20 protein-coding genes are annotated in these 23,723 nt (G+C 29.4%); 10 read left to right on the top strand and 10 right to left on the bottom strand.

What is annotated here, in order from left to right; genetic code table 11:
- Positions 1–38 precede the first annotated feature (38 nt).
- A complete protein-coding gene (gene lgt, locus EHF_RS00385; RefSeq protein WP_044193978.1) occupies positions 39–824 on the bottom strand; it encodes a prolipoprotein diacylglyceryl transferase in 786 nt (261 codons plus the stop codon).
- 558 nt (positions 825–1,382) lie between these two features.
- On the opposite strand from lgt, the gene EHF_RS00380 reads away from it, so the two are divergent.
- On the top strand, positions 1,383–2,342 hold the full coding sequence (locus EHF_RS00380; protein WP_044193977.1) for a hypothetical protein: 960 nt from the start codon (positions 1,383–1,385) through the stop codon (positions 2,340–2,342).
- Between the two features lie 197 nt (positions 2,343–2,539).
- Here the strand turns inward: EHF_RS00380 and EHF_RS00375 are convergent, their stop codons facing one another.
- The 7 genes from EHF_RS00375 to bioD form a co-directional block, all read right to left on the bottom strand.
- Positions 2,540–4,150, bottom strand: coding sequence for a hypothetical protein (locus tag EHF_RS00375; RefSeq protein ID WP_232228944.1), 1,611 nt, complete (start codon positions 4,148–4,150; stop codon positions 2,540–2,542).
- A 277-nt stretch (positions 4,151–4,427) separates the two neighbouring features.
- A complete protein-coding gene (locus EHF_RS04550; protein WP_084475722.1) occupies positions 4,428–4,589 on the bottom strand; it encodes a zinc-finger domain-containing protein in 162 nt (53 codons plus the stop codon).
- A 25-nt stretch (positions 4,590–4,614) separates the two neighbouring features.
- Complete coding sequence (secD, locus tag EHF_RS00370) at positions 4,615–6,132, bottom strand: protein translocase subunit SecD (protein WP_044193975.1); 1,518 nt, start codon at positions 6,130–6,132, stop codon at positions 4,615–4,617.
- A gap of 347 nt (positions 6,133–6,479) precedes the next feature.
- The gene (locus EHF_RS00365) at positions 6,480–7,262 is read right to left on the bottom strand and encodes a HesA/MoeB/ThiF family protein (protein ID WP_044193973.1); all 783 of its coding nucleotides are present in this window, start codon (positions 7,260–7,262) and stop codon (positions 6,480–6,482) included.
- A 3-nt stretch (positions 7,263–7,265) separates the two neighbouring features.
- Entirely contained in the window at positions 7,266–7,862 is a 597-nt protein-coding gene (gene pyrE, locus EHF_RS00360) for an orotate phosphoribosyltransferase (protein ID WP_044193972.1), read from the bottom strand.
- 12 nt (positions 7,863–7,874) lie between these two features.
- On the bottom strand, positions 7,875–8,948 hold the full coding sequence (gene recA, locus EHF_RS00355; protein WP_044193970.1) for a recombinase RecA: 1,074 nt from the start codon (positions 8,946–8,948) through the stop codon (positions 7,875–7,877).
- 502 nt (positions 8,949–9,450) lie between these two features.
- Positions 9,451–10,131 (bottom strand): dethiobiotin synthase, encoded by a 681-nt coding sequence (gene bioD, locus EHF_RS00350; RefSeq protein WP_044193969.1) that lies wholly within the window; start codon positions 10,129–10,131, stop codon positions 9,451–9,453.
- Positions 10,132–10,219: 88 nt separating this feature from the next.
- Between bioD and ftsY the strand changes: the two genes are divergently transcribed.
- Complete coding sequence (ftsY, locus tag EHF_RS00345) at positions 10,220–11,179, top strand: signal recognition particle-docking protein FtsY (protein WP_044193967.1); 960 nt, start codon at positions 10,220–10,222, stop codon at positions 11,177–11,179.
- Between the two features lie 314 nt (positions 11,180–11,493).
- Here the strand turns inward: ftsY and icd are convergent, their stop codons facing one another.
- Positions 11,494–12,942, bottom strand: a complete 1,449-nt coding sequence (gene icd, locus EHF_RS00340; protein WP_044193965.1) for an isocitrate dehydrogenase — start codon at positions 12,940–12,942, stop codon at positions 11,494–11,496.
- 332 nt (positions 12,943–13,274) lie between these two features.
- On the opposite strand from icd, the gene recJ reads away from it, so the two are divergent.
- Entirely contained in the window at positions 13,275–15,032 is a 1,758-nt protein-coding gene (gene recJ / locus EHF_RS00335) for a single-stranded-DNA-specific exonuclease RecJ (RefSeq protein WP_044193962.1), read from the top strand.
- Positions 15,033–15,814: 782 nt separating this feature from the next.
- Positions 15,815–17,008, top strand: coding sequence for a CCA tRNA nucleotidyltransferase (locus EHF_RS00330; RefSeq protein ID WP_044193959.1), 1,194 nt, complete (start codon positions 15,815–15,817; stop codon positions 17,006–17,008).
- A 577-nt stretch (positions 17,009–17,585) separates the two neighbouring features.
- Here EHF_RS00330 and ndk read toward each other — a convergent pair.
- Positions 17,586–18,014 (bottom strand): nucleoside-diphosphate kinase, encoded by a 429-nt coding sequence (gene ndk, locus EHF_RS00325; RefSeq protein WP_044195735.1) that lies wholly within the window; start codon positions 18,012–18,014, stop codon positions 17,586–17,588.
- A gap of 259 nt (positions 18,015–18,273) precedes the next feature.
- Here ndk and EHF_RS00320 point away from each other — a divergent pair, with 259 nt between their 5' ends.
- The 6 genes from EHF_RS00320 (at position 18,274) to EHF_RS00295 (ending at position 23,718) form a co-directional block, all read left to right on the top strand.
- Positions 18,274–18,903, top strand: a complete 630-nt coding sequence (locus EHF_RS00320) for a helix-turn-helix domain-containing protein (protein ID WP_044193957.1) — start codon at positions 18,274–18,276, stop codon at positions 18,901–18,903.
- Between the two features lie 291 nt (positions 18,904–19,194).
- Positions 19,195–20,046, top strand: coding sequence for a P44/Msp2 family outer membrane protein (locus EHF_RS00315; protein WP_044193955.1), 852 nt, complete (start codon positions 19,195–19,197; stop codon positions 20,044–20,046).
- A 498-nt stretch (positions 20,047–20,544) separates the two neighbouring features.
- The gene (locus EHF_RS00310) at positions 20,545–21,369 is read left to right on the top strand and encodes a P44/Msp2 family outer membrane protein (RefSeq protein WP_044193954.1); all 825 of its coding nucleotides are present in this window, start codon (positions 20,545–20,547) and stop codon (positions 21,367–21,369) included.
- Positions 21,370–21,476: 107 nt separating this feature from the next.
- Complete coding sequence (locus tag EHF_RS00305; protein WP_044193952.1) at positions 21,477–21,977, top strand: hypothetical protein; 501 nt, start codon at positions 21,477–21,479, stop codon at positions 21,975–21,977.
- Positions 21,978–21,986: 9 nt separating this feature from the next.
- On the top strand, positions 21,987–22,826 hold the full coding sequence (locus EHF_RS00300; protein ID WP_044193951.1) for a P44/Msp2 family outer membrane protein: 840 nt from the start codon (positions 21,987–21,989) through the stop codon (positions 22,824–22,826).
- Between the two features lie 16 nt (positions 22,827–22,842).
- A complete protein-coding gene (locus EHF_RS00295) occupies positions 22,843–23,718 on the top strand; it encodes a P44/Msp2 family outer membrane protein (RefSeq protein ID WP_044193949.1) in 876 nt (291 codons plus the stop codon).
- Positions 23,719–23,723 lie beyond the last annotated feature (5 nt).

Below are 23,723 nucleotides of genomic sequence, written 5' to 3'. Positions count from 1 at the left end.
ACTTTTCCAAAATTCCTTTAAGATAAAAAAGCAAAATTCTACATTGAAGATTTAGCTTTCATTTTAGCTAATCCCATAAAACAAAAACCCATAACTATCATGAAGAGAGACAATAACTGTCCCATAGTTAACTGATTAAAAAAAATGTAGCCAACTTGAACATCTGGCTCTCTAAGAAATTCAATAAAAAATCTTACCACTCCGTACCATACACAATAAACAGCACTTAGCATTCCACTAGATGCTCTAATATTTGTAAAAAAGAAAAGAGAATTCATTACTATAAATAATAGAATTCCTTCAAAAAAAGCTTCATACAACTGACTTGGATGTCTATAAAGAGAGTCACCACTTCCAGGAAAAACCATCCCAAATTTAATATCTGTTACCTTTCCGTACAACTCACCATTAATAAAATTTGCAATACGTCCAAAAAATATGCCAACAGGTACAGCACATGTACCCAAGTCAAGGGCAGAAAGAACATTGATTTTATTTCTTTTACAAAAAATATACATGCCACTAATTATACCTACAAAACCACCATGAAACGACATACCACCATTCCATAATTTAAACATTTCAATAGGAAAGTGCATATAGAAATCTAGGTTATAAAGTAATATGTACCCTATTCTACCACCAAGAATCATAGAAATGACCCACCATGACATTATTGAATCATAACTTTCTTTATCAAAAACCTTATACTTATCTATTTTTCTTATATACCAATAAGCAAAGACTATACCAAATATATAGGATAGTGAATACCATTTTATTTCTAGTAATCCTAACCTAAAAGCCACTGGATCTATAATCATAAAATATATAAAACATTATGTTCTAAACAGTATGAAACAATTGTTATACTTTATCAACTTTTACTATGTTGTATATAAAAAATCGAGACATTTATTAATCCTGTACTGCCCAAAATAAAATGCTATGTACAACAAATTTTTCACCTAAAATTAGAAAATGTATACTATAACTCTGCTACATAACATTTTAACAATACACAAACATTAATCAATTCATACTTTTACAGCATTACTATTAGCAGTAGTCAGATCTTTTTTAGAAGAAACACTTGTACTAAGTTACGTAAATTTATACCATTTTTTCATTGCTATATAATAACCATAAATAAGTTATCTAGAAAACCACCTAAATAATATTACAATTGTTATAGTATCTTCACATACTTCTGTTAATAATATACAGTATATCCCTGTACATTACATAAGAATCCGTATGTTAATCATGTACATTTAATCGTACTTTTTTCAAAGAAATTTATAATAATATTATGATATATTCGTAATACAATTTATAAAAATATTCAAAAATAACCTGCTATTTTATTTATTTATTAATAAATGTTGAGGATAATTATCAATACTCAACTTAAAAGAGAAAAAGTCGTGACACTAGACATCATTATTAATAATAGCAGCAGTATAACAATATTTTTCACGGAAAAGAATGAAATAGAAAATTTCACTAAAATATTTACTGTACTAGACAAAAACAAAGCTGCTAAAGCCCTATTTAGTCATGAAGTTAACATAGAATATCAACATAACTGTGTAACATTGATATCGTCTACAAATTTTGAATTCAGTGATCTTAATAAGATAATAACACACATGTTACAACATAACCTCACAATTAGTGCAAATATCATAGCTCAATCTCTAGAACAAGGATGCAATATCTTGAAAACCGATAACTTAGTTATTTGTAGATTTAATAATAAGCCACTATACGGTATTAATATTAGTATTCGAAACAATGCAATTATGTTACATCCAATATCTATAAGATATTTAAATCTATCTTCAGAACACAATCAAAGGTTAATACATTTACTTAAAACACATACCAATACCAGCGACACTACTATAGATGATAAACAAAACACTATTTTAGTATCGATTAACACTGCAATATATGATATAATAGAGTCACTTGTCAGCATATTAATAAAAGCACAAATCATAGAAGAAAGTCATAAGGAAGATACATTACAACAATTAACTAAACTTGCTTTCCATGATTTCACGTCTAATGAGCTACAAATTGTAAAAAATATAGCTCAATACCCTACTGATCATCCTTTGAGTAAATATAAAAATATTGCTAAAAACGTAGAAAATATTTTTTCACACTTAGCAAGCAATGAACTGCTTGATTCATATTCTGCTAAATTACTTCAAGACGCAATTAATAATACAGGTGAGTTCTCTACAGCGCCACACATTATTATGCGCAGCTTTAGCAAATTAAACAAAAATTTTCACAACCAAGTAAAAAGTATAATTAACCAAACAGAGTAATCTTATACACTACATACATATTTTCTTCATATCTCTTATAAATAATTTATTTAGAAAATAAAGATTTTACATTTCATTGGATTTTAAGGATTCAAATTTTGAAAGTCATTCTCCTCGTATAAATAATTCACTTATTAGAAAACATTAACACAGATGAATCTCGACAGTTATTATTTTACAAAAATTTTATATTTTACTTAGTTTAAGGAGTTTAAACTTTGAGAACTATTCTGATCACTTTGTGAGCTTACGATACTAGTATGTAGTATATTAGATACCTTTCCGTTATTATCAGGTAACTCTTCACTTTCATTTCGCTCACAACTGTCTTGAGGCTCATTTTGTTGTATCCTATTAAATAACCCTGCTTTGTATGCATTAAAAAGGGCTAATTTAAAATCATCAACAATTTGATAATCATATCCTTCTTCAAGTTCAACAGATTTTACTTGGTCAATATCACAAATCTGCCTTTTCATAGATAAATAAGCTGTAGTACTAATACCCCCCAACTTTGATACCAAATCTCTATCTCGTTTGTAGTACCGATTACACACTAAAGCAATACCTAATATAACCCCAGTAATAACAATCATTACACCAGATATCATAGGTTCATATTGAAATTCAACATTTCCTTGGTACAATAAAAATGCGTTTACCATCAACATGAACCCTGCAAATATCAGGCAAGTAATAGCACAAACTTTTGATATTGTAGTTTTAAAAGAAATTAAGTATAGTCCCTGCACAAATATCACAAAGTATGATAACATAGAAAGATATAAAGCTATTTTACTAGCATTCATAAGATAACAGGTCAACGCTATCGTTTTACAAAAACATACAAATGCTAATACTGAAAATGTTATAATCCTTAGCAATAACTGCTTTTTCGACAGTTCTTTATTACTGGCTATTAGAAGTAAATTATGTTTTTCACTTACCTTCTTTCCTAAATCAGTAAGTTGCTCACCCCCTTCCTCACACTCTACAATAAATCCTCTTCTTTGCGCTTCTTTCATGATGTTCAACCACATCATCTTTTGTCTTTTCTCATCAGTACTATTAATCATAACATCATAAACACTCTGTGACGCATTTGCATAAACACGATATTGCCACGGCAATAAATTCATACTATATGCTCGTTCCCTGATATCTAAATTTCCAAGGTAAGACAATAAGATGATTGGAGGAATCAAAGGAATACTAAGAGAAAATACACTAAAAATACATCTCATCACTTTCTCTTGAGTTGTAAGTAAAGACCATCGCTCAGCATACAATAAGGCATCATATATTTTTTGCTTTAATGGTTTACTGTTTAGGTCATACGTAACTGTCCTAATTTCATCTTCACACTCATTATCAAAACTACTACGAAAACTTTTTTGGCTTTCTAAAATAATGCTACGTATATCACATGGTTGACGTATATCACTAGAAGAAATAATTAAAACACTATTATTAGCATATATTTTATTCTCATCATAAATACAGAGATTATCACGAATCGATAACTCATAATCTGCATATACTACTGGAACAAATCCCAATGAACCTATAAAATTTGAAACTTTTTTTATATCATTTTCATCACGAGAATGATGTACAAATATCCTACTGAGAAACTGTGTCCGTACACTATCACCTTCAAAATCAATTATATAAGTTGCTGGAACTACATTACGTACTAATTCCCCTACACGTAAAATACCAAGACCCGGAATATAAAAGACAACATGTTTTAGATCACGAACAAGTTTATTATATACATCATAACTTTCATTATCTTGCATCAGCATTTAGAAAAAACTACCTACTATAAGGATATTATATAATTCCTGCAAATACATTAATTATTTAAGCATAAAAGTAAAAAGCTTATCTATACTAAAAGTAGATACATTTTTTATTAAATATGTGAATACCTATTGGAAACTTTCTTGTAAATTTACCTAAGAACTTTTCGTAACTTGTCTTCAACGGAACATTGTATACACATTTCACAACAATTTTAAAAAACAATATTTCATATCCACCTTGAAAGAATTATATATACTAGGATTATAAACAAAAGTACTAGTCATGAGAGATAAAAGTAAATATTCTACTACAATAAGGACAAGTAATCTCTTGACCCACACCAACTGTCAAATATATTTTTGGATGCTCAACATAATTAGAAGCATCTCCTTCACCACTACAACAAACTACTTTTACCTTCTGTTCTTTATCATGCATAATATACTTCTTACAATTTCACAAATTATATACTTAATGTCTTCAAATCAAATAATCTAATATATAAATCTATTAGCATCTTTGTTAAAGTAATAGCAGAAAACATAGAACATAAAATACCTATTGATAATGTAATAGCAAAGCCACTAATTGGACCACTACCTATTGCAAACATAATTGCAGCAACAATTAACGTAGTAACATTAGAATCAAATATTGTTGACATAGCATTTTTAAATCCGGATTCTACAGCCCATCTTAACTTATTTGTCGACTTTAACTCTTCTCTAATACGTTCAAAAATTAACACATTAGCATCAACAGACATTCCCACTGTCAAAGTAATTCCTGCAAGCCCAGACAATGTAAGTGTAGCTTGAAGCAACGTAAGTATAGCAACAATAAAAATAATATTAAAGACTAATCCAATTACAGCCAAAACACCAAATATACGATAAGAAAATATAATAAAAATAGAAACTGCTACAATTGATATTACCATTGCCAATCTACCCTGCTTAATATACTCAGCACCTAGACTAGAACCTATCGTTTTTTCTTCTATTACATTTAAAGGTACTGGTAAAGCTCCAGATTTTAACAATATAGATAACTCTTTTGCAGTCTCGATAGTAAAATTACCACTGATTTCACCACTTCCACTTAAAATAGGTTCACGTATTATAGGAGCAGTAAGTACCACTCCATCCAATACTATAGCAAATGGTTTGTTAAAATTTTCTTTTGTAATTTTTGCAAACTTTTTGGCTGCTGTATTATTTAACTTAAAATGTACAACTACATTACCAAGATTATTTATACCAGATGACACATCTACTAAAGAATCACCACTAATCTCAACCTTTTTTAATACAGGATACGTATTCCCCCGATGATCCTTCAGTAAAACAGTAGTAGCAGAATTAATAGATGACAACTGGCTAACATTTGCTAGCAAGTGAAATGTAAGCTTTGCTGTCTTTCCTAATAACGTTTTAATTTGACTAGTATCATGCACTCCAGGAATTTGCAAAGATATTCTATCCTTACCATGACTATTTATAACAATTTCCTTCGTTCCAGATTTATCTAACCTACGCCTTATATTACTGATAGAATCAGATATAACATTTCTCAGTAAACTTGCTTTATAACTATCATAAAAGGATATCATAACACGACCCTTTTGTTCAGAGATTCTAATGTTTTTATTATCAAACAATTTCACTTTATCAAAGTCTTGACCATCTTTTAACGTTAATACCAGCCTGTCCTGTTCTACATCTAGCTTATTATATTCTATTTTCTTACTCGATAAAAACTCACTTATTTCATCATGTAAGCTATACATCCTTTCTTTTAAATACTCTTTAAAATCTGCTTCTAATAACAAGTAAACACCACCTTGTAAATCCAATCCTAGATTCACCTTTTGTTTTGATAGCAAAAATTTACTGTTGAAAAAATTTGGTAGTACCAAATATATAGCAAGAATACATAATAACGTCACAAGTATAGGCTTAATTTGTAACTTAGAAAACATATCATCTACCAAACATATCGTGGCTATTATATTATATTATCATAACAAACAAAATATTTTATATTTCTAACATAAATTACTAGCCTAATACAGTATAACATTAAGACTACACTACCTTTATCACACCTGATACTCTCATTTTAAAAAAAATTTGTCTTTATACGCTACTTAATAGATATACTGTATTTCAATACTAACAATAACTAATAGGAATAAAACACGTACTTATACTATATTAACAATAACGATTAACAACACAGAAAACATGAATATTATTAGCCTTTAATCTAGTATAACCATTCAGTTCCAGATATATAACTAATATAGACTAAACTATTCTAAAATAGTTAAAAACATAATTTGCTTTCATAATAATTGTAATCATAGGGATCGACTTTTACATTGTCACTACATGCTATACATGTATCATTCTTTTGAAATGCATATTTAGTAAACTCATTAGATCTTAAGTCTATTCTCTGTAATTTCCCTACCAAATTATCTGGAATCCCTAACAAATATTTCATAGCTTCTGCAGCTGCAATACTTCCTACTACTCCCACCGTAGCTCCAAGTACTCCAGCATTAGCACAATTTAAATGCGTACTCATATATTGACATTCAAAAAAGCATCTTAGACAAGGCTTACCATAAGGGAATATTGTTAACACCTGTCCAATAAAACCAATTGCCGCACTATGCACTAAAGGTTTACCTGAAAAAACAGCTGCATCACTAAGAAACAGTTTCGTAGCTAGGCGATCTGTACAATCTAGAATAATATCTATATCTTTGAAAATCTCTTCAAAATTTTTAGGAGTAACAAAATTACTCAATATCTGAACATTAACATCAGAATTTAGTGATCTCACAAATTCTTGTGCTTTTACTACTTTACTTTGACCAATATCACTTTCCTTATATATTACTTGCCTATTAAGATTGGACATTTGGATTTTATCATCATCACACAATATCATACAACCAATACCACAAGCAGCAAGCAAAGGAATAATTACACTTCCTAAACCACCACATCCTACCACTAAAACATTACTTTGACTTAATCTATCTTGACCTGATTTTCCTATCTCTGAAATAAGAATTTGTTTCTTATAACGATCAAACACTAACTATCCTTGTAAATGCCTACTCCCTGGAACTGACACAGGTATCTGCCGCAAATATTCCGGAACATCTTCATCTACATAACTTTTAATATTTAACTCAATCAAGCTAATTATAGGAAAAGGAAATTTAACATCTCTACTACGCTTAACTAAAGCTGCTCCTGCAACAACAGTACCACCATTATTCTTGACACAATTTACTACTTCCATAGAAGTTCTTCCAGTTGTAATTACATCTTCCATAACTAACACTTTACTTCCTTTCTTGATTTCAAAACCTCGACGTAAGGTAAAAAGTCCATTAACACGTTCACAGAACACACTATTAACACCTAATTGCCTAGCAATTTCATAACCAACTGTAATAGCCCCAATCGCTGGAGAAACTATAAGATCTATATTCGGCAACACCTTACCAATTTTCTTTGCAAGTAGAGAACAAAATTTTACTGCAATAACTGGATTTTCAAACAACTTAGCACATTGGATATATGTATCACTATGTAAGCCAGAAGATAGCACAAAATGACCACTGATTATCACCCCAATTTTAGTAAATTCATCGCATATAGAATCACTATTTAATAAACCCGCTTCCATATCCAAAACACCTTAAAAAACTGTTTCCTCTACTTCATGAAGATTATCACTAACCTCTGCATTAAAACAACTAACACCATTATTACTTGCTAATATACTTCTTATTTTTTGTTCTATTTCATTTGCAGTATCACAATTAGCTTTGAGATAAGATTTCGCATTTTCTTTGCCCTGACCAAGGCGTATACTATTATATGAGTAATATGACCCAGCTTTTTCAATAATATTAAGCTTCACCCCCATATCTATAATTTCTCCTATTTTTGAAATCCCTTCATTATACATGATATCAAAATCTACCTGTTTAAAAGGAGGAGCTACCTTGTTTTTTACAACCTTAACCTTAGTTTGATTGCCAATAATTACGTCTTTATCCTTAATTGCACTCACTTTACGTATATCTAACCTTACAGAACTATAAAACTTTAAAGCATTTCCACCAGTAGTAGTTTCAGGATTTCCATAAACTACCCCTATTTTCATACGCATTTGATTAATAAAAATAAGTACACAATTAGCTTTTGATACAATAGAAGTCAATTTCCTTAAGGCATGACTTAATAATCTAGCCTGTAAACCCATATGCTGATCACCCATATCACCTTCTATCTCTGCTCTAGGAGTCAATGCAGCTACGGAATCTACTACTATTACATCAATAGCACCAGAACAAACTAAATATTCAACTATATGTAATGCTTGCTCACCTGTATCTGGTTGGGAAACAATCAAGTCACCAGTATTTACCCCTAATTTGCGCGCATACATTATATCCAAAGCATGTTCAGCATCAATAAATGCGCAATTCCCACCTTTCTTTTGTGATTCAGCAATTACATGCAAAGCAAGTGTTGTTTTTCCAGAACTTTCAGGCCCAAAAATCTCAATAATTCTACCTTTAGGAAAACCACCAATGCCTAAAGCTGTATCAAGCGCAATTGACCCAGTAGAAATACTATCTATCTTTTCAATAGCACCTTGTTTCAACTTCATTATTGCACCACGACCAAAAGCCTTTTCTATTTGACTAATTGCATTATCTAATGCTTTTTGCCGCTCCTGGTTTAAATTTTTGCTATCAGACATAATTAAAATGATAAATATTTATAATTTTAAGGCAAGCTAGCATTTAATCACTCTTAATATTAATTGTCAAGCTATAAATTATTACACTATTTAATTTTAAGTATATCAAATTTAAGCATTTGGAAATAGTTCTTCTACTTTAAAAATTATTAAAATAGTCGTCAATTTATCAATAACATATACCCACTGTTATAAGGTCAAATCACAACTATCTATAGGATTATTGGCTACTTTTTATTTAATTGTTAACAGATTAATAGATAAAAGTGTTACTCGCTACTAAGAATATATATGACTATAACTAATTAATATCAATAACTTAACTAAAACCTTATAGCTATTTTAGCAGCTTTACTTGTAGTAAGGCATATAACATTAAGATTTATTCAAAATGAAAACATTAAATTCCAGTAAGATTAAAGACACTATGAAAACAATAATTCCATAACTTACACCTGACAATATACTTTCAACCTTGTAATCAAGAATTCAAACTTATAATTTAATTATCCAAATTTATGAAATTCACTATATCACCTGAAGTTTTTTTCCATAGATCAAAATTACCTGTAACATAAGGCTGAATATATATTGATTTACCTGTATATTCATAAACAAACTTCACTATATCATCAACATTTGCAGCATTGTTATCCTTAAGAGTAAGTACAATCTTTACATCCATACTAGACAATACTTGGAGTGCTGTTAATGTATGGCTTATACTGCCTAGATAAGAACCTATAACCAGAATTATCTTAACTTTTAAATCCTTCATTATATCCAAGCAAGTTTCGTTATCTGTAATAGGTGACATAACCCCACCTATCCCTTCTATTAACAAATAATCATAAGACTGATTAATGCATTGACAACAAAATGCCATAATTTCATCATAATCTAATTTAGTATTTTCTAACTTAGCAGCTATGTTAGGAGCATGCGGATAATATAATCTCCAAGGAGAAATTTTTGCTATATTATGATCATGACAATCCATATTTAAACTACGTAATATTTTACCTGTATCACTATCTAAAACATTTACATTATTCCACCCACTAATCACAGGTTTTATTGCGTGCACTACCTTGCAGTTTTTACTTAAATGCCAACATAGCGTTGTCGTAATAAAAGTTTTTCCTATATCAGTACCGCAAGATGTAATAAAATAAGCTGACATTTGAATATCAAACAATATAATTTAATAATGTATATTAACCATATATAAATTCAATTCACAACGTTTTAGAAATAAGGACAATTCGATTATGACAGGTGCAAATAATAAAGGATTCTTCAGCAATATCAAAAAAGGCTTATTTAAAACTTCATCAAAATTAAGTGATGGTATAAAAAAAATTTTTTCTAGTGGAAAAAAAATTGACCAGGAAACTTTAGAAGAATTAAAAGAGCTACTCATCACAGCAGATGTTGGATATGAGAACGCTTCACTACTTACACAAAAACTTGCAAGTATGAAATACAATGAAATGGATGATAGTACAGTAAAGCAAAAATTAGCAGAATCAATAGAAAACATTCTATCACAAGTTGAAAAACCTTTATCTATATCTATACATCATAAACCACATGTAATTATGGTATGTGGTACAAATGGGAATGGTAAAACCACAACCATAGGAAAATTAGCATATAAGTTTAAAAATGAAGGAAAAAAAGTATTAGTTGCAGCATGTGATACATTCCGTGCAGCAGCCACTGAACAACTAATAGTGTGGTCACAAAAAGTAAATTTTCCAGTAGTAACAGGTAACCAAGGTGCAGATGCAGCAAGTATAGCATATCAAGCAATGCAACAGGCTTTAAATGATCAACTCGACGTTTTATTAATTGATACAGCTGGAAGACTACATAATCATAAAAATTTAATGGAAGAATTAGCAAAAATTAAAAGAATTATCAGTAAGCACGATAACAATGCACCTCACGATGTTATATTAGTATTAGACGCAACAACTGGGCAAAATGCTGTCAATCAAGTTGATGCTTTCTCACAATTCGTAAATATTAGTGGATTAATCATAACTAAGTTAGATGGCACAGCAAAAGGTGGAGTAATTATAAGAATAGCACAGAAATACAAGCTGAACATTCATGCAATAGGAATCGGTGAACATGTAACACAACTTCAAGATTTTTCTGCTAAAGAATTTGCTGCCGGATTACTTAATATAGAAAACACACAATTACAAATATTTACTGAATGAAACACCTTAGCATAATAATAACAGGTTTATAACTTAATAATTATCACTGTAAACCCTCAGATTAATCATCTATAAACACTACTATTGTCTCTTTTGATCTGCGTAGAAACCTATGCATAACTACAAGCATTCTCTATTTAAACACCTAGAATTTACCACTGCTTATTAAGCTTACATAGCAGAAAGCCGAACTGACTTGCTCATAAGCCCCCCATACTTAGTATTTATGTCAAGAAGTCAATATATTCTATCACAATATCCTTTACTAACACACCTTAATGTAACAATCACAGTATCACAACTGTTAATCACTATCACATAGTGAAAAATCCAGCTTGACTATCATATAAATATAATTTTTCCATTTTCACTACGTCTATCTTCTTCTGGTCGATGTCAAACAGTAACTGATTAACATGTTCATTCATGATCCTATCACCTTGATTCTTCACATAGAACCTACAACATATTTGGTCTATATAAGAAAGATTTGTATTCGCAGACTCATCAGGCCAAATTTCCAATCCTTTACTATGAATTAGTACAAGCTCTAGTCTATCATGTGTAATATCTTGAAGAGTGTGAATTAATTGCTTAGAATCTAGGTCTACATCATCACAACCAATAGTTATATCCACTCCAACAAGGATTTTAGCAACGTAAGACGGCTCATATGTATAAGATATACCTGCTCTACTTGCATTATCCTGAAACACTGATTTTGGTAACTGGGATGGAAATTGCCCAAAATTTTCAATAATAGCCTTAGCAAAATCCATTGTAGAAACTTTTTCCCTACTAACTTGACTTTGGTAAATATCTGCCGTATGAATACCATCTTCTAAAGTCTTGAGAAACGCATTATAAATTAACTCTGCTTTATCGAACTTTTTCAAATATATCAACATCTGTATAGCTGCATTTAATAATCCAGAAGGATTTGCTATATTCTTTCCAGCTATATCTGGAGCTGACCCATGAACAGCTTCAAACATTGCATAATTATCTCCTATATTAGCACTACCTGCAAGACCTATAGACCCTGACAATTCAGCAACTATATCAGATACAATATCACCATAAAGATTAGTAGTCACTATAACATCAAAATGTTCAGGATCAATAGCTACCTTAGCCATGCCAATATCAACAATATAATGCTCTGAATCAATATCAGGATAATTTTTTGCAATTTTTGAAAAAGACTTATGAAAAATTCCATCTGTCATTTTCATAATATTATCCTTTATCAAACAAGTAACCCTTTTTCTATTATTAACGGTAGCATAGTGAAACGCATAATTACATATCCTCTCTGAACCTGACCTTGTGATAATCTTTGAGCATTGATACGTGTCACTAGTCAATCTATGCTCTATACCAGTATATGTATCCTCTTCATTCTCTCGAACTATTACTACATTAAGATTAGGATATTTTGTTTTTATCAGAGGATGATAGGAAATACATGGCCTAACATTTGCATATAATCCTAACTTTTTTCTCAATGTTACGTTGAGACTTTTATGACCTTGACCTTGCGGGGTCATAGTAGGAGATTTAAGCAATATTTTTGTTCTATAAATAGAATCCCATGATGAAGGCGCAATACCAGAAGACCATTCTTTTTTATACAAATTATGCCCTACTTCTATAGTCTCTATAACTAAACCTGATCCTGCTTCACTCAAAATTAACAGTACAGCTTCCATGATTTCTGGACCAATACCGTCTCCGTAAGCAACCGTTATTGGAACTGACATTATATTTCTTCCATATTTAACAACAATATAGTTATTTTCTAGACCGAAAAACCTAATTATATAGATAATGTAACACTAAAAACAACAAAAATATATCAAATATGCTTACAATGAATATCAAAGTTAAGCAATCTTCCAATATTATTATCAGTTGAACTTAAGATTTCAATCAAGGTAATAACTCACACCAATATACACTAAGTTAATGAATATTTATAAGACTATATCATTTATTTTACAGTACTAAAAATCCGTCTAATTTATAGCTACTTCAATATTATAAATACAAGTGTAAAAAGCAGTGTTATAATATATATTTTTAGTTACGCAGTATGCTAGATTACAATTTAGAAAACCCAGAATATATTGGTGTAACAGGTGCACTATGGAAACCATACAATGTAAATCTCCGTGACGTTTTAACAATAAAACAAAAATTTCATCTATCTGAAATTGTCGCAAGAATATTATCAACAAGAAAAGTAAGTATTGAAGAAATTGATGACTTCTTATACCCTACATTAAGATCATCATTACCTGATCCTTTCCATCTTTTAGACATGGACAAAGCAATACAAAGAATTTGCAAAGCAATATACAATAAAGAAAAAATTGTTATTTTTGGAGATTATGATGTTGATGGAGCAACATCATCTGCATTAATAAAGCAATACCTGACACAAATAGGTGTATCTACAACAATATATATTCCAGATCGTATATGTGAAGGATATGGACCAAATACTCAAGCTTTACTTAAATTGCAAAAAATTGGCAATAGTTTATGCATAACTGTAGATTGTGGCACTATAGCACATGAACCAATATTGGCAGCAAAATTAGCAAATCTTGATGTGATAGTTATTGACCACCATATGGGTCTGAACACTCTACCAGATGCAATTGCAGTTATTAATCCTAATCGCTTAGATGAAAATTCTCCATATACATACTTAGCAGGAGTTGGTGTATCATTTTTACTGCTTGTAGCACTAAATAAAACTTTAAAAGAAAGAGGATTCTTCACACATAATCATGAGCCAAACCTAATGAAATATCTAGATTTAGTAGCATTGGGAACCGTATGTGATGTTATGCCTATCGTAGGATTAAACAGAGCTTTTGTAAAACAAGGCTTAAAAATTATGGCAACAAGACAAAATATAGGTCTCAAAATTTTATCCGATATTATTGGATTAGAAGAAAAGCCAAATATTTATCAACTAGGATTTAACATAGGGCCACATATTAATGCTGGAGGAAGAGTTGGAAATGCAAGTCTCGGTGCAAGATTATTATCAACCAACAGTGAAGAAGAAGCCCTAGAAATTTCAGAAAAATTACAAAATTTCAATCTAGAAAGGAAAGAACTAGAACATAAAAGTTTTAAGGAAGCAGTTGAACAAGTAGAAGCTCTGATATCAGCAAATACAAATTTAATTATGGTTGCAGGAAATTGGCACCCAGGAATAATAGGTATAGTAGCAGGACAACTTAAAGACAAATTTTTTCTACCAAGCATAGTAATTTCACTAGACAATGGCATTGGTAAAGCAAGTGCTAGATCGATACCAGATGTAGACTTAGGTGCAGCCATTTTATCAGCAAAATTAGAAGGAATAATAACTGAAGGAGGAGGGCATGCTATGGCTGCTGGGTTCTCAGTACAGGAAGATAAAATTAAAACGTTATATGAATTTCTTTCACAAAAATTTCACAATATTAATAAACAAAAAGTATTTAAAGTAGATGGCATTATTACTGTAACAGCAATTAATCTAATTTTATGGAAGGAACTACAGTCTTTAGAACCATTTGGTATAGGTAATCCTGAACCAAGATTCATTCTGACAAACATTAAAATAAAAAATCCAGAAATTATAGGAGATAGTCACATAAGATGTTTAATCTATGACAATAAAACCTTTATAAAGGGAATTTGTTTTAGATGTGTAGATACAGAATTAGGCTTAGCTTTATTAGAACGCACTGCAATTATGTTACTAGGAAAAATTAGTGTTAACTATTGGAGAGGTAATGAGAACATACAGTTTATAATAGAAGACGCAATTATAAAAAGTCATGTATGAATGATCATAAATTAATTTATCTAATAACCCAAAATACAAAATTAGTTCAACATACAAAGTATTAAACATAAATATTGTTGAACTAAATTTAATAAAACACACACTATATTAAAAAATTTAATGATTTATAAGATATAAACAGCATAAAGGCCATAAACAATCATATCTTGCTAGATCATATACTGCGGTAGCACATTTCGAACACAATATACATCAGTAGAACAGTTACACACATAATTTCTAAAAACCAATCATGCTACAATTTATAATCTATAGATATAAACAAGTATAAGGACACCGAGTGAACTGTTTTCTACCCACAAGTAGACCCCAAATCTAGTATATACTTTAGTATATTATTAAACACAAATATATCTTACTGGAATACATCTCGCATCACAAAATCTTTATACCAATTATACAACAAACTCTCAGAATCAATTTAAACAATACAAAAGTACCAAATAAGCAGTTTCATAACTAATAAGTATATCTAATATATCCTACAGAACTACATATAGCTGTTATTGTAAAAAATATTACTATTTTAATTCCCAATAAATGAAAATAAAATATTCACACATATTTATGTTTTTATGTACATCATAACCATATACTAAATAGCAATAACATTAAAATTTATATAACAAGACCCTACACATTACTATGTATACGCTAATCGTAACATAAACGGTCAAAAAAATTAATAAGATCTAAAAAAACAATGCAATACTACCAGTATTTGTTTAACATTTTATTATTTCAATAATCTAACGTTACAAATGTACGATAATTTTATAAATAACGATGATATTTTATTAATTATAAACGCAATAAAAAAATTTCAAGGAGATATTAGGCTAGTAGGTGGATGTGTAAGGGATAATCTCCTAAAAAGACAAACTATAGATATTGATTTCGCAACTACTTTATTGCCTACCCAAATAATAAATTCTTTAGTTGCAGCCAATATTAAAGCTATACCAACAGGTATTAAACATGGCACAATAACAGCCATAGTAAATAATACAGCGTATGAAATCACTACATTAAGATCTGATATTAGTTGTGATGGAAGACATGCTGAAGTAAAATTTACAAATAATTGGCAACAAGATGCCTCAAGAAGAGATTTCACCTTTAATGCGCTATATTGTGATGAAAAAGGAATAATATATGACTATTTTTCTGGTCTTCAAGATCTAGAGGAAAAACAGCTAAAATTCATTGGAGATCCAGAAATTAGAATACAAGAAGACTATCTACGTATACTTCGGGCATTCAGATTCTATGCTTCTATATGTAGTCAAAATAAATTGAGTGATGAAATAGTTTATTCTTGTACACAATACTCATCTTGTCTTAATAAACTATCTAGAGAACGCATACGTGACGAATTTTTTAAACTTTTATCATGCCCAAACTTATCTAACACATTAAAAATTATGCAAAAATGTCATGTATTAGAAAAAATCATTCCTTTTGAAGTCATACCAGATATAATGTCATCTGATATACTATCAGACGCAGACCCACTAATAAAATTAGCGGCCTTACTAAGAACAAATAACAATTGTTCCTTAGACAAAATCAAAATATCCTTATGCTTATCAAATCATAATCACAAAATACTTGTATCACTATTAAATAATAACTTAGAATTTCCACTCTCAATTATTGAACAACAGAAGTATATAAATAAGCTTGGGAAAAAAATGTATTGTGATTTAATTAGAATAAGGCACGCAGAACTAAACCTAAATTATCATGACCTAGTGCAATATATTGAATATGCAGATCAGTTAACTATTCCTGAATTTCCAATCTCTGGCAAAGATTTATTCAACATAGGATATCAAGCAGGAAAAAACCTCGGTACTACTTTAAAGACAATCAAAGATTTTTGGGAAAATAGTTCATATCAGTTAACAAAATCTCAATTATTAGATTATGCAAAAGAATTACTAAAGAAGTAAAGAACTAGATCACAAATCTATCTTATTATTTCCAAAGAATAAAGCCCTTTGGAAAAGTAGTGACTCATTATATGCATAAAACTTAGTAACACTTTAAGGTATGGCATCATGAAATAATATGCTTATATAAATACAGAACTATTTATAACCTAGTAGCTATAACAAAATATAATATTTATACAGTTACCTAAAACATAAACAAAGTAATACTCACCCCATTCTTCTCTTTTTACCACGAATTTCTAATTTCTAGAAATACTATTCAAAAAGATACAAAATATTTTATTCATAGACACAACAAAATAACTTCACTACTTATTTCTTTAAGCAGTAATTTACAATTCCTTAAGAGGATCATTTTAAAAATATTAAACTTAAGTTCACATTCCCTTTATACCGAAACCCAACCATCACTTAAGTAAATCATATTATAACAACACTATAAACTAAACCCGACAAGCAAATAACACAAAGGCTCGGAACAAGTACTTGAAGTATACAGCTAAATTTCCTAACTTAAATAACAACGTATATATAAGTTCAGACTTTAAATACGAAGATACTTTAATATAAACAATTAATTATTTAATGCTAAGAGCTCATAATCACTAAAGAAAAATCTTACCTCTCGCATAGCATTTTCTAAACTATCTGACCCATGTACACAATTTGCATCTATATTCTCAGCAAAATCTGCTCTAATAGTTCCAGGATTTGCTTTTTTAGGATCCGTAGCACCCATAATTTCTCTATATAGGCTTATAGCATTCTCTCCTTGCAATACTTGAACTATTATTGGACCAGAAACCATAAAATCAATTAATGGTACAAAAAAATGCTGAGATTTATGTATTGCATAAAATTCTTCAGCTTGATAACGTGTTAGTGAGCACATCTTTTGCACAATTATTTTAAGTCCTGAATTTTCTATATAAGAATTAACCTGCCCAGTAATATTACGCTTTACTACATCTGGTTTTAATATAGATAAAGTTCTTTCTAACAAAACACATCCTCCTAACCTGGATAAATTAAGTTTAATATAAATTATTAATCCAATCAAGTTAAAAAGCAAACAAATTATATCTTATATTTCATAAATATGACATATTATTCCTGCATGTTATATAGCTAGTATATTATTTCAGTAGATTAGATAACATATATCCATTAAATAACTATTGCATTCACTTTATGCATGATTTATCTTACATACGTTGCTTTATTATAGGATAAAATAATATGTCTAGACATGCAAAAACAAAATGAATAAAACAGAATATACCGATGAAATAAAAGCACATGATCCTTTAATTTGTGATTTAATCAATAAAAATATACAGGAAACCAAATCTATAAGTAAAGGGATAAGACTTGATATAAACGATGATTATACTTCTAAAAGCTTCAAAAAAGAAGAAATAGAATGCACAAAAGAGTCAAAAAATAGTACAACAAAAGTTAGACCTCATCCTGTTGATGAGTGCGTTGGAAAAGAAATAAAAAGACAACGTATCATGAGAGGTATGAGTCAAAATCAGCTTGCAAACAAATTAGGAATTACTTTCCAACAAGTACAAAAATACGAGAAAGGGACAAATCGTATAGTTATTAGCAGGCTATACCAACTTGCAACTGTGCTTAATGTTGAAGTAAGGGATATAATGTTAAAATTACAAGAAGATCTAAAAAGTATTTCATGTGATCATACTGTTGCATGCACACCTATACTTAAAGAAAATGAAGAAAAATTCATACCAGAACTTCACGATAACAATATAGATAGCAAAGAAGTTTTGATGATGGTAAGAGCATATACTTGTATAAAAAATGAAAAAGTACGTAACATAATTTATAATTTGGTTAAGGCATTATCCTTAGATAGTAAACAATAAGTTATTATACAATCACCTTAATAATATAAAGTATGCTAAGAAATTGAATAAATAACAATAAAAACCCTTTATATTATGGTCATTGCAATGCGTTTTATATATATTATCTAATGCATAGCTTGAAATGCATTAGCAAATGTTTTTTATAATGGTAACACACAAGGTAAATAAACCATGCACTATTGTATAATACATTAATAAAGATTTATTTGTATATTGTCGGAGTATTGTTTTTGACTTGGAACGTGATTTTGATTAGTATGAAATTATTATATCATTTGGATAATATTTATGATTAAATTCTCAGTTGCAGGGATTATATTTCCCCTCATGACATTATTTGCATGTAATGGATCTGCATCACCAGTTCCCATTGATTTCTCTAACGAGAGCGAGATATCTGGTTTTTATACAAGCGGACATTACAATATAGACTTTCCTAAGTTTAGCCCGATATCTATAAAATACAGCATAGATGAAAATACAGAAAAAGAATTAACCTTATTTACACTAAAAGAAGATCTTAATGAAGCACCAGACCTTGCAAAGAAAGATAAATTCAATACTACAAAAGGCTATATCCCTGTATACAACAGAAATTATACAGGATTTTCAGGAGCTGTTGGATATTCAGGAGGAGGCCTTAGAGTTGAGTTAGAAGGAGCATTTACAAGATTTGATGTTGATAAACAAAAATATAAGTATCAGGACAACCACAGATATTTCGCATTATGTAAAGGAGATACTATGGAAAATGATACCAACGGAAATTATGTAGTAATAAAAAATGAAGGATTTAGGGTTATTTCTTTAATACTTAATGCTTGTTATGATATGATAATCAGCAATTCTTCTCTAGTACCAAGTGCTTGTATTGGCATAGGACAAGGAATAACCAGTTTCTTAGGAGGAACAAATATTCACACAATATTTAAAGCTAAGTTAGGCTTAGGGTTTTTAATCTCTCCAAAAACTATTGTATTTGCTAATGGGTACTATGTAAAAATGAAAGACAATTCTTTTAGTAATTTATCAGTTCAGTATCCTATTGAACTGAAAGATGCACCAAAACATATAGAACCTATAGCTTATTTTAATGCAGACAACTACGGCGCTGAGATTGGCCTTAGATTTATCCTATAGCCATAATTGCTTATCTAGTATATTAAAGTAAGTTTTTACATAGTGGAATATAAATTCTTATATTCATTGTATGATAAAGTTTTATTACGATTAACAGGATGACAAACAATTATTACTCTTACTACAACATAAAAATTTCAGGTTTACTTAGCATAGGCAGATTTGTAACAACAACTTCAAGAAAAAGATCCGTAGAAAAAAAACAATAAGCTCCATTATCAAAGGAAAAGTTTTCTACATCAGCTATCTAAATACACATTTTATGAACACCATCTTAAGTTAGTTCATTTGATATTTTAAAATTTAGTTTTTATTTGACTAAATACTTTTTATAGAATAAAACAGTTACTGTGTATTACCATATTTTCACATTTATAACAAATATTTAGTTATGCTGTAAACACAACAATTAGTTTGGCTTAATACTTTTTTACTATATTTATTTGTTTTAATTGTAAATATGTAGCTCTTTAAGAATAATTATTAGGGTTTAGGTATATGGGTGATAGGAAGTTTTTTTTGTGGGTTGTGCTAACGCTGTTTATACCACATATTTCTTTAGCATTGGTTCTTGGTGATCATAATCCTACATATGTAGGTATTCAATATAAGCCAGCTAGGCAACACATATCAAAACTTCTTATGCAAGACAACAGTCCAGTTGATATTGTAGGGATTTTTGCTTTAAAAAAGGATTTATCAAGTGATATATTGACTAATATAAAAACCAACAGCAATTTTACTATGAAATATAATCCACACTATGAAAACAACCTCTTGGGCTTTTCAGGTGTATTTGGACGCTACTATAACAAGAACCTTAGAATAGAATCTGAGATTTCTAGTGAGGTTTTTCATTTAAAAAATGATGATTACAAAATAGCTGATCTTGAAAAGTATTTTGCTATAGCATATCATATAGACGAGAGTAATCCTTACCCTAAGGCAAATGAGTATGCTGTTTTAATAAATAGTGGTGTTGAAGCTACTTCAGCTTTAATTAACGTTTGTTATGATGTAGATGCTCTTAAATACAATATAACAGCATACTCATGTTTAGGGTTCGGAGTAGATATAATAGATTTTTTGAGTGCGTATACCACAAAATTTTCATATCAAGGAAAATTAGGAGCCAGCTATCCTATCTCTTCTAAGATCTCAATTTTCGCAGAGGGTTATTATCACGGTTTATTTGGTAAAAAATTCGAAAATATTCCAGAATATCATACATGTGATCAGCATCAAGATCATACGACATTGGCAACAGCTATGTTAAGTATTCGATATTATGGTGGAAGTCTTGGAGTAAAGTTCGTATTATAAAAAATATTTTTTGACAAATTTGTATTTGTCTTTATATGTATATAAGTATAAGATAAAGTTTTAGTGTGTTTGTTACTTATTAAGTCAGTGTGTTAAAGGGTTATGCTATGGATAATAAAAAGTTAAAAGGCTACGTTTTATTGTTTGTAGTGTTATTTCTTTTTATTACAGGATATAGCAATAGCCTTGTAAGAAGACTGTCTAAGTTAAAGGCAAAGGGCTTTATCAATTCTTTATTAAAATATTTTTATTACAAAAGTAATCTTCCGGCAGCAAACTCAGGAAAATTTATTATAAATGATAATCTTTCAGTGTTTTTAAATAATTGTAATCGTAGTAAGATATCAAGTCACTTTCATGTAAACAGAAATTTTTTCAAAATCTTTGATGTTATTAGATTAATTAATTCTAAGGTTCCTTATTTTAGTTTTTTTGCTAATACTAGAGTTGCTATAAGTATATACAATAAAATAACAGAAAACAGATTAAGAAATTTTCCTGCTAATTATCATGTTCTAGGTAAACACATTATTAGTCTTATAACAATCAGTATTAGTGATGTTTTTATAGGGAAGATACGCTTCCATTTTTTAAGTTATAATTATTAAGGTTTTATTATGAGTTGTGCAAAGGTTTTTATATTAATATGTTTAATATTTCTTTTACCTTCATTATCCTTTGCAACTATAGGTAATGATTCCTTTAAAAACAATTCAGGTTATTTTTATATAGGTGGAGAATATAAACCAGGAACTCCACATTTTAACAGATTTTCAGTAACTAACAGTGACATAAAGGAATTGGTGTCTTTAAAACAAGAATATAGAAGTACTATACCTTATATGACACAAGATACTACATTATTTAATCTTTTAAAGAATAATAGTAATTTTACCTTGCCTTATGACCCTACATACACAAAAAATTTATTGGGAGTAGGTGGCATTGTAGGATATTCTCTAGACAATTTCAGGATAGAGCTTGAAGCTTTTTATGAGAAATTCAATATAAAAGTTCCTTCTGGATATTTTTATGACAATTTTTATGAGTATTTTGCATTAACACCTACAGCAGCAAAGCATACTACAAATAAGCATTATTGTATGAAAAATACAGGTATTACTTTATCTCCTTTTTTAGTCAATGCATGTTATGATTTTATTCTAAAGAAAACAAGCAATATAGCTCCTTATTTATGCATTGGAGTTGGTGGTAATTTTATTGATTTTCTAGATCAAACAAATTTTAAATTTGCTTATCAAGCTAAAGTTGGTATTAGTTATTTTATATCTTCAAATTTATCATTCTTTATCGATGGGTCTTTTCATGGGCATTTCGATAATCAATTTTCTGATTTATTAGTGGATTACCCTACTGATTTAAAATTTACTACTATATCAGCAAAATTTAACATTAATTTTCTTACCAGTAGTGTCGGTATCAGGTTTATTTCTTAAATAGTAGGTTGCATTTATGTGGAAGTTATACTTAAATTTTATAATATCATTATCTATATTGTTATTGCCAGGATTTGCTTTTTCAGTATATCAAAACAACAATATAGATGGGTCTTATATAACAATAAAATATCAACCAACTGTTTCACATTTTAAGAATTTTCATATTAAGGAAACTGATTTTGATTCAGCAGAACCAGTTGGATTAAATAAGTATGTAACAAATACTGAACTTAGTAATTTAAGTAATAATTTTAGTTTTATAATGAGTCGTCAAACTGATTCTTATAAATCTTATAAAAATGATTTATTAGGATTAGGTTTGTCTATTGGATTATTAGTGAGAAATTTCAGGGTAGAATTTGAAGGCTCTTATAAAAGTTTTGATATAAAGCGTCTTGCATATTATCAATCTAAAGAAGGGCATAGATACTTTGCTATACCACGTCATTTGTTACACGGTTTTATGCCTTTAAAAGAGACTATAACATCAGGTTACAATCAGGGTTACATTATAGCAAAAAACAATGGTATATCTATTATATCTAATATAATAAATTTATGCCGTGAAACAAAATATAAAAGTTTTACACCCTATATATGTCTAGGTGTTGGTGGAGATTTTATAGAAGTTTTTGATGTTATGAGAATAAAATTTGCCTATCAAGGAAAAATTGGCATTAATTATCCCATTACTTCAAAGCTAGTCTTGTCTATTAATGGACAATATCACAAAGTTATAGGAGATAAATTTAAGCTTTTACCAGTCCTTCTTCCTGTATCATTAAAAAGTAGTGGTAATAATAATCACGAACAGTTAGATCCTACTGCATTATTAACTCTCAATTTAGAACATTTTAGCAGTGAAATTGGGTTAAGTTTTGTATTTTAAAAAAT

Source organism: Ehrlichia japonica, assembly GCF_000632845.1.
Classification (GTDB): Bacteria; Pseudomonadota; Alphaproteobacteria; order Rickettsiales; family Anaplasmataceae; genus Ehrlichia; species Ehrlichia japonica.
Note: the sequence above shows the minus strand (reverse complement) of the source record. Positions and strands in the feature narration are given on the sequence as shown.

Coding starts and splice junctions, on each gene's coding strand:
- EHF_RS00375 (WP_232228944.1), bottom strand. CDS start 4,150: ATGCTGATGCAAGATAATGAAAGTTATGATGTATATAATAAACTTGTT.
- pyrE (WP_044193972.1), bottom strand. CDS start 7,862: ATGGAAGCGGGTTTATTAAATAGTGATTCTATATGCGATGAATTTACT.
- icd (WP_044193965.1), bottom strand. CDS start 12,942: ATGTCAGTTCCAATAACGGTTGCTTACGGAGACGGTATTGGTCCAGAA.
- EHF_RS00295 (WP_044193949.1), top strand. CDS start 22,843: ATGTGGAAGTTATACTTAAATTTTATAATATCATTATCTATATTGTTA.
- EHF_RS04550 (WP_084475722.1), bottom strand. CDS start 4,589: ATGCATGATAAAGAACAGAAGGTAAAAGTAGTTTGTTGTAGTGGTGAA.
- EHF_RS00310 (WP_044193954.1), top strand. CDS start 20,545: ATGGGTGATAGGAAGTTTTTTTTGTGGGTTGTGCTAACGCTGTTTATA.
- secD (WP_044193975.1), bottom strand. CDS start 6,132: ATGTTTTCTAAGTTACAAATTAAGCCTATACTTGTGACGTTATTATGT.
- EHF_RS00305 (WP_044193952.1), top strand. CDS start 21,477: ATGGATAATAAAAAGTTAAAAGGCTACGTTTTATTGTTTGTAGTGTTA.
- recJ (WP_044193962.1), top strand. CDS start 13,275: ATGCTAGATTACAATTTAGAAAACCCAGAATATATTGGTGTAACAGGT.
- EHF_RS00320 (WP_044193957.1), top strand. CDS start 18,274: ATGAATAAAACAGAATATACCGATGAAATAAAAGCACATGATCCTTTA.
- EHF_RS00330 (WP_044193959.1), top strand. CDS start 15,815: ATGTACGATAATTTTATAAATAACGATGATATTTTATTAATTATAAAC.
- recA (WP_044193970.1), bottom strand. CDS start 8,948: ATGTCTGATAGCAAAAATTTAAACCAGGAGCGGCAAAAAGCATTAGAT.
- EHF_RS00300 (WP_044193951.1), top strand. CDS start 21,987: ATGAGTTGTGCAAAGGTTTTTATATTAATATGTTTAATATTTCTTTTA.
- ftsY (WP_044193967.1), top strand. CDS start 10,220: ATGACAGGTGCAAATAATAAAGGATTCTTCAGCAATATCAAAAAAGGC.
- EHF_RS00380 (WP_044193977.1), top strand. CDS start 1,383: ATGTTGAGGATAATTATCAATACTCAACTTAAAAGAGAAAAAGTCGTG.
- bioD (WP_044193969.1), bottom strand. CDS start 10,131: ATGTCAGCTTATTTTATTACATCTTGCGGTACTGATATAGGAAAAACT.
- lgt (WP_044193978.1), bottom strand. CDS start 824: ATGATTATAGATCCAGTGGCTTTTAGGTTAGGATTACTAGAAATAAAA.
- EHF_RS00315 (WP_044193955.1), top strand. CDS start 19,195: ATGATTAAATTCTCAGTTGCAGGGATTATATTTCCCCTCATGACATTA.